The sequence below is a fragment of the Kitasatospora sp. NPDC056327 genome (genome assembly GCF_042261735.1).
Lineage (GTDB): Bacteria > Actinomycetota > Actinomycetes > Streptomycetales > Streptomycetaceae > Kitasatospora.
In genome coordinates this window covers 1-12,267 of sequence record NZ_JBHJRC010000250.1, presented here as the reverse complement: position 1 = coordinate 12,267, position 12,267 = coordinate 1, and the positions used below count along the sequence as shown (strand labels likewise).

Here is a 12,267-nt window from a genome sequence, read left to right as displayed (position 1 = left end):
CCGCATCCGGTGGCGACACGTGGGGCCGCCCGGTCGAAGGTCGACCGGGCGGCCCCTGCCCTGCGGTCACCGCCACCGGCGGCTACCGCGCTCGGTCAGCTGTGGCGCCCGCGCCGCCGGGCGACCACGACGGCGAGACCGCCGAGGGCGAGCAGGCCCGCGCCCGCGAGGCCGAGGACGACCGAGGCGTTGCCCGCGCCGGTCGACGGCAGCTGCCCGCCCCCGCCGCCCGTGGGTGCCGGGTGGTGACCGGTCGGTCCGTGGCTGGTCGGCCGCCCCGTGGTGGGGGCGGCGCTGGACGAACTGGACGTGGCCGTCGGGCTGGTCGGCGCGGCCGAGCTGGTCGTCGGCGTCGGCTCGGTCGGGGTCGGGGTCGGCGTCGGGGAGGTGGTGGTCTCGGTCGGCGTCGGCGTCGGGGAGGTGGTGGTCTCGGTCGGCGTCGGCGTCGGGCTCGGGGAGGTCGGCGTCGGCGAGGTGGGCGTCGGACTCGGCGTGACGTCGCACTCCGGCAGGTCCCCGTCGAACGGGTAGCTGTGGATCTCGTAGCCGCCGCTGCCCGCCTGGATCAGGTTGCCCGCCAGGTAGACCCGGCCGTTCATGCCCGGCATGGCGATGGTCGTGGTGCCGGCCGGGTTGCCCGCCATCACCGACCCCTGGAACTGCGCGCTGCCGAAGATCTGCGCGATGGTCGACGTGGGGAAGTTCCACATCAGCTTGGAGCGCAGCTCGGTGGTCTGGTCGCCGGGCAGGCCGGTGCCCGTGTAGGTGTTGATGACCGGGTCGGCCGCCAGCATGTTGACCACGACGGTCGCGCCGGCCGGGATGTTGGTGAACACCAGGCCGATCTGGCCGCCGCCCGGCGCGGTGAGGTTCCCGGGGACGTTGAACACCTGCCGCGCGCTGGTGCCGTCGCCGGTGAAGGTCGCCTCGCTGGCGGTGACCGCGACGGTGCCGGTGGCGGTGGCCCGCCCGGTACAGGCGGAGACGTCCTCGATCTGGGTGAGCACCGACCGGTACGGCGCGGCGGCGTTGGCGTCCTGGATCGCCTGGCCGGTCGGGTCGATCGCGACCGTACCGGTGAGCGTGCCCGCGTACCGCAGGTTGCCGAACGCCTGTCCCTGGGAGTCGCTGCCGCCGATCAGCAGACTGTTGCCGGGCAGGACGGAGACGTCACCGCCGACGGTGACGAAGTCGCTGCCGTTCGGCGGGACGACCCGCGAACCGACGCCGACGACACCGGCGTTGAAGATGCCGCCGCCCTCGCTCCTGTCGATGGTGAAGTCCCCGAGCGCGACGATCTTGCCCTCGGCCTCGGCCGCCCGGGCGTTGACGGTGTAGTTGCCGCCGGTGAAGACGGTGATGCTGGCGTCCCGGCCGGTGAAGTCGCCGTTGTTCGGCGGCGGCCAGGTGGCCGGGCAGTCCGGCCCGGTGCACGCGCCCAGCGGCGGTGCGAGGGGTGCGGCCGAACCGACCGTCAGCACGGCCGCCAGCGGCAGCACGGCGACGGCGGTCGCCACCGCGACCCGGACGGCGTGACGGCCCCGGGGAGCCGGCGGCCGCACCACGGCACTTCTTCTGTGACCCGGCGCACCGGTTCCCTGACTCATCGACACGTTCCTCCGCACAGCGAGAAGGACAGGCGGGGCGACGCCTGCCGCGTTCCGGTTGATCCTGGAACATCCCGGTCGATCCACAGGGAATCCATGAATTCGGGATATTCAATATGAAATCGGACGAACCATACCTTATAGGCCGTCAGCTTCGGTGCCCGGATCCTCCGGGCGGACGAGATCGCCGTGTCCTCCCGCGCCGCCCGCCGCGCCGATAGGTTGGGGTCATGACTTCCTCGGGTACGACCTCCTCGGACACGACTCCCCCGGGCGCGGCGTCCGACGCGATCGCCACCGTCGCCGCGAGCGCCGACGTGCTGCGCCACCCCGAGGCCGGGGAGCACCTGCTCACCGCCGGCGAGAAGGAGCGGGCCGCCCGGTTCCGCCACGAGTCGGGGCGGGTCGACTTCGTCGCCGCGCACGTGCTGGTCCGGCTCTGCGCCGCCGACCTGCTCGGCGTCCCGGCCACCGCGCTGACGCTCGCCCAGCACTGCCCCGACTGCGGCAAGGCCGACCACGGCAAGCCCTACCTGCCCGACCACCCCGCGGTGTCGGTCAGCCTGTCCCACACCAGGGGCGTGGTCGCCGCCGCCGCCGGACACCGTCCGATCGGCGTCGACGTCGAGCTGACCGACCGTGGCGGCACCCTGCTCGACGTCGCCCCCCGGGTGCTCGCCCCGGAGGAGCTGCGGCAGGTCCGGGAGCACGCCGACCCGGCGCGGGCCTTCCTTCGGCTCTGGGTCCGCAAGGAGGCGCTGATCAAGATCGGCCGCACCAGCCTGGACGGCCTCGCCGCCGTCGACCTCTCCGCGCTCCCGCTCGACCTGCCCGGCGGCCGGCCGCTGCTCAGCGGTTTCGAGGGGCTGCACCTGCTCGACTGGACGGACCGGGCGCACGGCGCGGCCGTCGCCGCGGTCTGCGGGGCGGTGCCGAGGGCGGTGGAGCTGGGCGCGCTGCGGGGCCCGACCGGGTGACGACCGGCCGATGGGGTCCGGTCGGATAAGCGGTGTTAGCGTCCTGGGCGGGGCGAGGAGAACCGTCCGCCCCGGCTGCCCGCGCCGCGACCGCCGACGGGCCGCCCCCGTTGAGTCACAAGGGTGCCCCGCCATGGCCAAGTTCCTGCTGAGCCTGCACGTCCTCGCCTCGGTGCTGTTCATCGGCCCGGTGGCCGTGGCCGTCAGCATGTTCCCGCGGCGGGCGGCGGCCGCGCTGGCGGGCGGGCCCGAGCAGGCCGCCGACGCCGGCATGCTGCGGCTGCTGCACCGGATCACCCAGGTCTACGCCATGCTCGGGCTCGCCGTGCCGCTGCTCGGCTTCGGCCTCGCCCAGGTGATGGACGTGCTCGGGCAGTCCTGGATGATCGCCTCGATGGTGCTGACCGCGATCGCCGCCCTGGCCCTGCTGCTGTTCGTACTGCCCGGACAGCAGGCCGCGGTGGACGCGCTCGCCCTGGAGGCCGGTACGGAGGGCCACGGCAAGGCCGTCCGGGGGCTGAAGCCGCTGCCGATGACCGCGGGCGTGTTCAACCTGCTCTGGGCGGTCGTCGTGGTGCTGATGATCGTTCGGCCCGGCTCGACCACCGGCGCCTGACACCCGCGCCCGCTGCCGGCGACCCCGCGCCGGCCCGGCGGGCCGCCCCGGCGGCGGGCCTGCCGCCCCGGCGGCACCGGTAGTACTGTCCCCGCCATGACGATCATGGCGGGGATGGGCCCGGGCACCGGCACCGGCGTGGGCGTGCTGCTGCGCGGCTGGCGGGAGCGGCGCCGGCTCAGCCAGCTGCAGCTGGCCCTGCTGGCCGACTCCTCGGCCCGGCACATCAGCTTCATCGAGAACGGCCGCGCCCGGCCCAGCCGGGAGATGGTGCTCCGGCTCGCCGAGCACCTCGGCGTCCCGGTGCGGGAACGCAACGCGCTGCTGCTGGCCGCCGGGTACGCGCCGCACTACCCGGAGAAGCGGCTGGACGACCCCGCGATGGCCGCCCTGCGCTCCGGCATGGAGCGGCTGCTCGCCTCGCACGACCCCTACCCGGCCCTGGTCGTCGACGGCACCTTCCAGGTGCTCGCGGCCAACCGGGCGCTCGGCCTGCTGCTCTCCGGGATCCCCCCGCACCTCCTGGAGCCGCCGCTCAACGCGATGCGGATCACCCTGCACCCGGAGGGCCTCGCGCCGCGGATCGTGAACCTGCGGCAGTGGCGGCGGCACCTCCTGGAGCGGATGGAGCTGCAGACCGGACTGGTCCGCTCGGAGCCGCTGCGCGCACTGCTGGAGGAGGTCCGGGCCTACCCCGAGCCGCCCGGCACGGCGGCGGAGGAGACCGGGGAGGACGTCACCGAGCTGTTCCCGTTCGCACTGCCGCTGCGGATCGCGTTCGAGGGTCGGGTGCTGTCCTTCCTCTCGACGATCACCACCTTCAACACGCCGATGGACGTGACCGTCTCCGAGCTGGCCATGGAGACCTTCCTCCCCGCCGACGCGGAGACGGTCGCCTTCCTGCAGGCCGCCGTGGGCCCGGAGCGCTGAGGACACCGGCCCCCGCCGCGGTGCGCCGCGGTCCGTCCGGGCACGGCCCCGGGGCACCCGGCATGACCCCGGAGGTAATCGACGCCCCGGGCGGCCCCCGGCACAGTGGTGCCCACCCGGCGGCGCACCGCCGACCGGGCTCCCACCCCGCCCCCGGAGGCCGATCCGCCGTGTCCGCACACTCCCTCGCCACCGCCCCCCGGACCGCCCCCGCCTCCCGGAGGGCGCTGCGCGGCCTCCTCGCCCTGGACGCCGTGGTCAGCGGCGGCAACGGGCTCGCCTACCTGGCCTTCCCCGGCCCGCTCGGGGAACTGCTCGGCGTCGGGCGCCCGACCCTCGTCGAACTCGGCGCCGTGCTCGCGGTGTACGGCCTCGCGGTCGGCCTGCTGGCCGCCCGTCCGGAGCCGCCCCGGCCCGGCGTGCGGGCGGTGATCGACATCAACCTGGCGTGGGCGGTGCTCAGCCTGGTGGCGATGGAGCTGTGGTTCTCGCCGACCACCGCCGGCCACGTCTGGATCCCGTTCCAGGCCGCCACCGTGGCCGTGTTCGCCGTCCTGCAGTTCACCGTGCTGCGCCGCATGTCCCGGTGACGGCCCGCCGCGGGGTGCCCGGCAACCGGGTGTGCCGCCGCGGGGGCCCGGCCGCGGGGCGTGCGGCCTCCGGGGGGCTCACACCCGGTCGGTGCCCGGCCCGGCCACCGGACCGGGCGCCCGCCGCGGCACACCCGCCCGTTTGACCGTCCGCCCGACGATCGCGGTCTCCGCGCGGTCCACGCCGAGCGGGCCGAGCGTGCCGGTGACGAACCGGTAGAGCCCGCCGTGGTCGGGGCAGTACACCGCCGCCATCAGGTTGGCCGGCCCACTGGTCGCGAAGACGCCGTGCACCCGCGGATGCCGGGCCAGCGCCGCGCCGACCGCGGCGAGCCGGCCCGGCGGCACGTCCAGCCAGAGCCTGGCGTCGACGGCCAGGCCCAGCAGCCGCGGGTCGACGGTGACCCGGGTGCGCAGCAGCCCCGCCTCGTCCAGCCGGTGCAGCCGGCGCCGGACGGTGGACTCGGGGGTGCCGACCGCCGCCGCGAGCATCGCGTGGGACTGCCGGGCGTCCTCGCCGAGCCGCGCCAGCAGCCCGCGGTCCAGCTCGTCCGGACCTCCCGCTCCCACGGGGCCGCCCGGACCACCCGGCGGCACGCTCCCCCGGCCGTCCCCGGGCGGCGGCGGGTCGGCGAGCGCGGCCGCCTCGGCCTCGTCCAGATCGCCGGAGCGCCACCGGCCGGCGTCCGCGAACGCGTGCAGCACCGCGTGGACGGTGGTCCCGGTGAGGGCGGCGGTCCCGGGCGGCTCCCCGGACGGCGGCCGGTCGCCGTCCCGGTCGCCCGCCGCACCGAGCACCGCACCGGGCAGCACCGTGCCGCTCGTCACCGCGCCGAGCATCACCGCGCCGACCTCCCGGCCGCCGAGCATGACATCGACGGACGGCACGTCCGGCCGCTCCGCGAAGGCCTCGGCGACACCCCCGGCGCTCCCGCTCAGCACCCGGATCCGCAGCAGCAGCGCGCCGACCCCGGCGTCCCCGGTGGCGGGCGTCCGGACCACCCGGACCAGGCCGGTCCCCTGGAGCCGGGTGAGCCGGCGGGTGACGGTGCGCGGGGAGATGCCGAGCACCTCGGCGATCCGCCCGGCCCCGGCCCGGCCGTTCACCTGGAGCGCGCAGACCAGCCGGCGGTCCAGGGTGTCCAGGGTGCCCGGGGTGCCCCCGAGGTCCGGGGTGCCCGGGGTGCCCGGGGTGCCCGGGAGGTCCGGGAGGTCCGGCCCGGTGTCCGGATCAGCAGCTGTGACGTCCATGGTGTCCGGTCTCCGTCGCCTCGTCGCGGTCCCTCGCCCTGTCCGGCCGCTCCGACGGTACTCCTGGACCACGCGACCGGGACGAACGGGAGAGGGACGACGGGCGACGGCGGCGTGCGGGAACTGCGCGAGCCGCGGTGCGCTCAGCCGGCCGGCACCGGCCTGGCGCGGTCGATGATCGCCTCGACGTCCGGACCGGGCGGCAGGGTGCCGAAGGCCCCGCCGTGGTCGCCGCCCAGCCGGGAGGCGCAGAACGCGTCGGCCACCGCCGGGTGCCCGTACCGAACGAGCAGCGAGCCCTGGAAGGCCAGCGCCATCGCCTCGACCAGCCGGCGGGTGCGGAACTCCAACCCGTCGAGGTCGGCGAGCTGCTTGCGAAGGCCCGCGACCGCCGCGTCCAGTCGCCGGTCGGCACCCGCGGCGGCGTCCAGCTCGCCGAGCAGGGCGTCGACGGTCTCGGGGTTCCTGGTCATCGCGCGCAGCGCGTCCAGGGCCGCGACGTTGCCGGAGCCCTCCCAGATCGAGACCAGCGGCGCCTCACGGTAGAGCCGGGGCATGCCGGACTCCTCGACGTAGCCGTTGCCGCCCAGGCACTCCAGCGCCTCGGCGGCGTGCGCCGGGCCGCGCTTGCAGACCCAGTACTTGGCGACCGCCAGGCCGAGCCGGCGCACCAGCGCCTCCCGTTCGTCCCCGGCGAGCGCGGCGTCGGTGGCCCGGGCGAGCCGCATCGCCACGGTGGTGGCCGCCTCGGACTCGACGACCAGGTCGGCGAGCACGTTGCGCATCAACGGCTGGTCGACCAGCGCGCGGCCGAAGGCCCGCCGGTGCAGGGCGTGCTGGACGGCCCGGGTGGCGCCTAGCCGCATGCCGGAGGCGGCGCCGACGGTGCAGTCCAGCCGGGTCGTGTTGACCATCTCGATGATGGTCCGCACGCCCCGGCCCTCCTCGCCGACCAGCAGCCCGTAGGCCTCGTCGTACTCGATCTCGGCGGAGGCGTTGGACCTGTTGCCGAGCTTGTCCTTGAGCCGCTGGAGGCGCAGCCGGTTGCGGGTGCCGTCCGGCAGGACGCGCGGCAGCAGGAAGCAGCTGAGCCCGCCGGGCGCCTGGGCGAGGGTGAGGAAGAGGTCGGACATCGGCGCCGAGGTGAACCACTTGTGCCCGGTGAGCCGGTAACTGCCGTCCGGCCGCGGCACGGCGGTGGTGGTGTTGGTGCGGACGTCCGAGCCGCCCTGCTTCTCGGTCATCGACATGCCGGCGATCAGGCCGCGCTTGCCGTGCGGCTCGCGCAGGCCGAAGTCGTACTCGGTGGCGGCGAGCAGCGGCTCGTACTCGGCGGCCAGCGCGGGGGTGGTGCGCAGGGCGGCGACGGCGGCGTAGGTCATCGAGACGGGGCAGGTGTGGCCGGCCTCGACCTGGCCCCAGACGTAGAAGCCCGCGGCCCGGGCGGTGTGGGCGCCGGGGCGGTCGTCCCGCCAGGGGGCCGCGTGCAGGCCGTGGCCGACGGCGGTGCGCATCAGCTCGTGCCAGGCGGGGTGGAACTCGACCTCGTCGATCCGGTGGCCGAAGCGGTCGTGGGTGCGCAGCACCGGCGGGTTCTCGTTGGCCAGCCGGCCCCACTCGGCGGCCTGTTCGGAGCCGGCCAGCCGGCCGAGCGCGTGCAGCCCCGGCTCGGCCCAGCCGGCACCGGCCCGGTGCAGCGCGGCGAGCAGCGCGGGGTCGGCGGCGGTGTCGTGTCCGTACGGCAGCGGGACCTGGTTGGTGACCTCATGCGTCGCTGTCATCGCGTCCTCCGAGGGATCGCAGGGTGAAGGAGACCAGGGCGGGGACCACCGCGTCCGGCGCGGTCCGGCGGTCGGGCGGGGGTACCGCGGCGAGCGGGCCGGTGAGCGCCTCGGCGGTCGCGCCGACGATCGCGGCGGCGGTCAGCTGCGGGTCCTGGGGCGGGACCTGACCGGCGGCGAGGGCGGCGGCGATCTCGGCGGCGAGCACGTCGCGGAAGGTGCGGCGGAAGACCAGGCGTTCGGCGTCCACCACGGTGTCGGCCGGTTCGACCAGCAGGGCGTGGGCGAGCCGGGGGGCGCGCAGGGCGCGGGCGGCGAAGGTCTCGACGACGGCCGCGATCCGTTCGCGGGGGGTGTCGTGCCGGGCGACGGCCCCGTGCACGGCGGCGACCTCCCGGGTGACCACCCGGCGGAAGAGTTCGACCGAGAGCTCGGCCTTGTCGCTGAAGTGCCGGTAGACCGAGCCGGTGGCGATCCCGGCCCGTTCGGCGACGGCCGCCATGCTGCACCCGCCGTAGCCGCGCTCGGCCAGCAGGCCGACCGCGGCCTGGAGCACCGCCTCGCGCTGGGCGTCCTGGCGGGCTTGCACGGCGGGGGTGCGTCGGTAGGCCATGCAAAGAATTGAAGCACTGATTCACTGCTTCGGGCAGGGGGCGCGCGGAATGCGCGGGCACCGGACCCGCACCCCGGCCGTGACGGGGGCGTCCGGCCGCAGGGGAAGCCCGGTCACGGGGAAAGGCCGGTCACGGGGAAAGGCCGGACCCGGCGCACGGCACCCCGGACACGGCGAAGGGCCGCCCGGCAGGCGGGCGGCCCTCGCGCCGTGCGGCAGCGGGTCACGGCCGACGGACCACAGCCGACGGGTCACGGCCGACGGGTCACGGCCGACGGATCACAGCCGGACGCGGTCCTGCTGCAGCCCCACCTCGTCCAGCGGGCCGATCGGCGGCACCTGGTACTGGCCGGTCAGCGTGCGGGCGGCCTCGGAGCCGAGCCCGGCCCACTCCAGCACCTTGGCGGTGGCCGCCGCCGACTCGGCGGCCGGCAGCCGGGCGATGTTCGAGCCGTGGTTGCCACCGGGCACGGTGTACACGTAGCTGTCCTCGCTGCCCCACCCGAGGCGGAACGGCTCGGCACCCCACGGGTCGTTCTGGCCGTAGACGTAGATGATCCGCTCGGCCGAGTTCCGCACCCAGCGGTCGATGTCGCGCATCGCCGACGGGTCGAACCGCATCGGGATGTTCCGCGGCACGTAGGTGCGCGGCGCGTACAGCTCCTTGTAGTCGTAGTGCAGCAGGCCGTCGAGGTGCGAGACGTCGAAGAACGGCGCGCCCAGCTCGGTGCCGGCCTGGTAGTAGTAGGCGGTGTACCCGGCGAGCGCCTTGTCGCTGTTGCCGGTGATGCCGACCTGCGCGTCGAGCCAGGAGTACAGCGCGTCGTCGGTGCCGGCGGCGCCCGGGACCTTCACGCAGTCGGCCTCCAGGCTGTACTGCCAGAACGCCCAGACCGAGTCCAGCACCGCGAGCTCGTACGCCCGGTCGGCGCTGCCGACGGTGGTGAAGGTGGAACCGGCGGCGGCGTTGTCGGCGGCGTAGCGGGCCCCCAGCCGGTCGCGGCGGGCCAGCAGCTCGCGCTGGGTGCCGGTCAGCAGCGCCCGGCACTCGGGGGTGCCGACGTTCTCGAAGAAGCGGCTGTACGCGGAGTCCTCGCGGTCGTTGACGTCGTTCGGCGCGACGTAGGCGATGGTGCCGTCCACGTCGTCCGGGAAGAAGCGGCGGTGGAAGGTGGAGGACATGCCGCCCTTGGAGCCGCCGGTGGACAGCCACTCCTCCCGGTAGATCCGCTTCAGCGCGGTGATCAGCCGGTGTGCGTCGGTGGCCGCCTGCTTGATGCCGGCCTTGCTCCAGTCCGCGGGCTCGGGCCGGGACGGCGAGAAGTAGCGGTACTCGATGGAGACCTGGTTGCCGTCGACCAGCCGGGCCGGCTCGGTGCGGCTGGGCGCGGTGCGCAGCGCGTAGCCGTTGGTGAAGAAGACGGTCGGCCGGTCGAAGCCGCGGTGCAGCACGCTGAGCCGCTGCTGGAAGGTGCCCAGCCAGGGCCGGTTGTGGTCGACCGGCTGGGTGTAGGTGAGCAGGAAGTAGCGGTGCCCGGTGGTGGTGGGCTGCTCCTCGGTGACGGTCATTCCGGGGATCGACGCCAGGCGGCCCTTGATGTCGAGCTTCGGGTCGTCCGCGGGCGAGAGGGCGCCGGGGCCCGGCGCGGCGGTGCCGGCCGTCCCCGCGGCGAGCGCGGTCGGGGCCAGGCCGAGGCCCAGCAGCGGTATCAGCAGAACGGCGACCAGCAGCCTTCTGATCGAGGTGGTCATCAACTCTCCATCGGGTCAACGGAACTGGGCGGTGCTGTGGTCCGTACTCTCCGGCAGCCGGCGCGCGGCCGCCGGACGGACCGGCCGTCCGGTAGACGGCCGAATGGGCCACCCGCCGGACGCGGATGGCCCATCGGTGCGAACGTGCCGGTCAGGGGCGCGGCAGGGTGCAGCCGGCCTTGGTGAGGTCGAGCCTGTTCCCGGTGGTGAAACAGGCGGGGATGGTGTACGTCTGCTGGGCGTAGCCGATGCCCCGGCGGACCGTCACGGCCCCGTTCTGGTCCACCTCGCACGGGTTGTTCAGGGTGCAGCGCTGGCCGCTCTCGTTGATGGTGTTGTTCACGGCGACGACCTGCCCGCTGTTGGCGTCGACGACCGGCGAGCCCGAGGTGCCGCCGATGACGTTGCAGCTGGACGTGTAGCGGAGCGAGTCCTTGAAGGTCCAGTTCGACTCCTTCAGCCGGTAGGCGAAGCCGTCGACCGAGCAGGAGTAGATCCGCTTCCAGTACCCGGAGGGGACCTTGATCGAGGTGCCCTGGACCGGGTGGGTCGCCGCGACGGTCAGCGGGGCTATGCCGGAGCTCGACTGGATGGCGGCGTAGGTGGTGTTCAGCTGGTAGATCGACACGTCGGTGTCGGTCATGGTCCCGTAGACCAGCTTGCTGGCCCGCAGGGTGGCGGCCGTTCCGCCGCTCGCGTTCAGCAGGGTGAAGGTGCGGCTGGAGGCCTGGTTGACGACCACCTGGCCGGCGCCGGGCATGCCGTTCTCCAGGCAGTGGCCGTTGGAGAGCACCAGCGCCGGGTCGTTGGCGGTGGAGGCGGGGAAGCGGATCAGCGAGCCGGAACAGTTGCTGAGCGCCACGGTGCCCGCGAAGGTGACCGCGGCGAGCTGCCCGGCCTGTGGGGACTCCACGGTGCCGGTCGAGGCGGCGGCGGTGGCCGCGCCGGTGCTCGGGGCCGCGATCGCGACGGGAGCTCCGGCCAGGGCGGTCGCCCCGGCGGTGAGGAGCGCGACGGACAGGCCTATGAGCGGCTTCTTCATGAGAGACCTCTCGGTGTGGGGGTGCCCCAAAGCTGGCGCGGACATGACGCCCTGTCAAGGGTCGTGTCACCGCCCGGAGAACCGAACGCCGTGTTCCGGCCGCCGGACCCCCGGTACTGTGGCCGGGACAGCAGGGACGACAGGGACGACCACCTGGGGGGCCGACATGACCGGTGACGACCACGCGGACGGCACGGGACGGGCAGGGACCGGGGGCCGGCTGCTCGCGGTGAGCGACCTGCACGTCTCGTACCAGCAGAACCGCGACCTGGTCGAACAGCTGAGGCCCGGGTCACCGGACGACTGGCTGATCGTGGCCGGGGACGTGGCCGAGTCCACCACCACCATCCGCTGGGCCCTGGGCCTGCTGGCCGAGCGCTTCGCCAAGGTGATCTGGGCGCCCGGCAACCACGAGCTGTGGACCCACCCCAACGACCCGGTCCAGCTGCGCGGCGTCGAGCGCTACGAGCACCTGCTGACGATCTGCCGCGACCTCGGCGTGGTCACCCCCGAGGACCCGTACCCGGTGTGGACCGGCGCGGGCGGACCGGTCGCGGTCGCCCCGCTGTTCCTGCTGTACGACTACTCCTTCCGGGCCCCCGGCACCAGCACCAAGGAGGAGTCGCTGGCCGCCGCCTACGCGACCGGTGTGGTCTGCGCCGACGAGCGCTTCCTGCACCCCGACCCGTACCCGGACCGCGACTCCTGGTGCCGCGAACGGGTCCGGCTGACCGGGAAGCGGCTCACCGAGCACGACCCGGAGCTGCCGCTGGTGCTGGTCAACCACTACCCGCTGGTCCGGCAGCCGACCGAGATCCTCTGGTACCCCGAGTTCGCGCAGTGGTGCGGCACCGAGCTGACCGCGGACTGGCACACCCGGTTCAACACCGCCACGATGATCTACGGACACCTGCACATCCCCCGGCGGACCAGCTACGACGGGGTCCCGTTCGAGGAGGTGTCGCTCGGCTACCCGCGCGAGTGGGGCAAGCGCGGCCTGCCGGACCCGCTGCTGCGCGAGGTGTTCCCGGGCGCCTGACGCGCCCGCCGGGGGCGGCCCGCCCGCCCCCGGACGCAGCGGGCGGCGCGCCGGTGGCGGGCCGCCCTC

General features: G+C 74.8%; 11 protein-coding genes. 5 read left to right on the top strand and 6 right to left on the bottom strand.

Features of this window, described 5'->3' with window-relative positions:
• Nucleotides 1-95 precede the first annotated feature (95 nt).
• Nucleotides 96-1,565, bottom strand: coding sequence for a choice-of-anchor A family protein (locus ACFCX4_RS28010; protein WP_376148055.1), 1,470 nt, complete (start codon nt 1,563-1,565; stop codon nt 96-98).
• Between the two features lie 272 nt (nt 1,566-1,837).
• On the opposite strand from ACFCX4_RS28010, the gene ACFCX4_RS28005 reads away from it, so the two are divergent.
• The 4 genes from ACFCX4_RS28005 to ACFCX4_RS27990 all read left to right on the top strand — a co-directional run bounded on the left by ACFCX4_RS28005 (nt 1,838) and on the right by ACFCX4_RS27990 (nt 4,720).
• On the top strand, nt 1,838-2,584 hold the full coding sequence (locus ACFCX4_RS28005; RefSeq protein WP_376148052.1) for a 4'-phosphopantetheinyl transferase family protein: 747 nt from the start codon (nt 1,838-1,840) through the stop codon (nt 2,582-2,584).
• A gap of 133 nt (nt 2,585-2,717) precedes the next feature.
• Nucleotides 2,718-3,200: a DUF2269 family protein gene (locus tag ACFCX4_RS28000; protein WP_376148049.1), complete on the top strand. Its 483-nt coding sequence runs from the start codon at nt 2,718-2,720 to the stop codon at nt 3,198-3,200.
• Nucleotides 3,201-3,296: 96 nt separating this feature from the next.
• A complete protein-coding gene (locus tag ACFCX4_RS27995; protein WP_376148046.1) occupies nt 3,297-4,130 on the top strand; it encodes a helix-turn-helix domain-containing protein in 834 nt (277 codons plus the stop codon).
• A gap of 170 nt (nt 4,131-4,300) precedes the next feature.
• The gene (locus ACFCX4_RS27990) at nt 4,301-4,720 is read left to right on the top strand and encodes a hypothetical protein (protein WP_376148043.1); all 420 of its coding nucleotides are present in this window, start codon (nt 4,301-4,303) and stop codon (nt 4,718-4,720) included.
• A 78-nt stretch (nt 4,721-4,798) separates the two neighbouring features.
• Here ACFCX4_RS27990 and ACFCX4_RS27985 read toward each other — a convergent pair whose 3' ends face one another.
• The 5 genes from ACFCX4_RS27985 to ACFCX4_RS27965 all read right to left on the bottom strand — a co-directional run bounded on the left by ACFCX4_RS27985 (nt 4,799) and on the right by ACFCX4_RS27965 (nt 11,159).
• Nucleotides 4,799-5,971: an Lrp/AsnC family transcriptional regulator gene (locus ACFCX4_RS27985; protein ID WP_376148040.1), complete on the bottom strand. Its 1,173-nt coding sequence runs from the start codon at nt 5,969-5,971 to the stop codon at nt 4,799-4,801.
• Between the two features lie 143 nt (nt 5,972-6,114).
• The gene (locus tag ACFCX4_RS27980; protein ID WP_376148037.1) at nt 6,115-7,752 is read right to left on the bottom strand and encodes an acyl-CoA dehydrogenase family protein; all 1,638 of its coding nucleotides are present in this window, start codon (nt 7,750-7,752) and stop codon (nt 6,115-6,117) included.
• Nucleotides 7,736-8,365 (bottom strand): TetR/AcrR family transcriptional regulator, encoded by a 630-nt coding sequence (locus ACFCX4_RS27975; RefSeq protein ID WP_376148034.1) that lies wholly within the window; start codon nt 8,363-8,365, stop codon nt 7,736-7,738. The genes ACFCX4_RS27980 and ACFCX4_RS27975 overlap by 17 nt, the downstream gene beginning before the upstream one ends.
• Nucleotides 8,366-8,644: 279 nt before the next feature.
• Nucleotides 8,645-10,117, bottom strand: a complete 1,473-nt coding sequence (locus ACFCX4_RS27970; protein ID WP_376148031.1) for a S28 family serine protease — start codon at nt 10,115-10,117, stop codon at nt 8,645-8,647.
• A 151-nt stretch (nt 10,118-10,268) separates the two neighbouring features.
• Entirely contained in the window at nt 10,269-11,159 is an 891-nt protein-coding gene (locus ACFCX4_RS27965; RefSeq protein WP_376148028.1) for a serine protease, read from the bottom strand.
• Between the two features lie 166 nt (nt 11,160-11,325).
• Here ACFCX4_RS27965 and ACFCX4_RS27960 point away from each other — a divergent pair, with 166 nt between their 5' ends.
• The gene (locus ACFCX4_RS27960; protein WP_376148025.1) at nt 11,326-12,198 is read left to right on the top strand and encodes a metallophosphoesterase family protein; all 873 of its coding nucleotides are present in this window, start codon (nt 11,326-11,328) and stop codon (nt 12,196-12,198) included.
• Nucleotides 12,199-12,267: the final 69 nt, after the last annotated feature.

What these genes read in the sequence shown, in the direction of transcription:
- ACFCX4_RS27995 (WP_376148046.1), top strand. Translation starts at nt 3,297, where the DNA reads ATGACGATCATGGCGGGGATGGGCCCGGGCACCGGCACCGGCGTGGGC.
- ACFCX4_RS27965 (WP_376148028.1), bottom strand. Translation starts at nt 11,159, where the DNA reads ATGAAGAAGCCGCTCATAGGCCTGTCCGTCGCGCTCCTCACCGCCGGG.
- ACFCX4_RS27985 (WP_376148040.1), bottom strand. Translation starts at nt 5,971, where the DNA reads ATGGACGTCACAGCTGCTGATCCGGACACCGGGCCGGACCTCCCGGAC.
- ACFCX4_RS28005 (WP_376148052.1), top strand. Translation starts at nt 1,838, where the DNA reads ATGACTTCCTCGGGTACGACCTCCTCGGACACGACTCCCCCGGGCGCG.
- ACFCX4_RS27980 (WP_376148037.1), bottom strand. Translation starts at nt 7,752, where the DNA reads ATGACAGCGACGCATGAGGTCACCAACCAGGTCCCGCTGCCGTACGGA.
- ACFCX4_RS27975 (WP_376148034.1), bottom strand. Translation starts at nt 8,365, where the DNA reads ATGGCCTACCGACGCACCCCCGCCGTGCAAGCCCGCCAGGACGCCCAG.
- ACFCX4_RS27970 (WP_376148031.1), bottom strand. Translation starts at nt 10,117, where the DNA reads ATGACCACCTCGATCAGAAGGCTGCTGGTCGCCGTTCTGCTGATACCG.
- ACFCX4_RS27960 (WP_376148025.1), top strand. Translation starts at nt 11,326, where the DNA reads ATGACCGGTGACGACCACGCGGACGGCACGGGACGGGCAGGGACCGGG.
- ACFCX4_RS28000 (WP_376148049.1), top strand. Translation starts at nt 2,718, where the DNA reads ATGGCCAAGTTCCTGCTGAGCCTGCACGTCCTCGCCTCGGTGCTGTTC.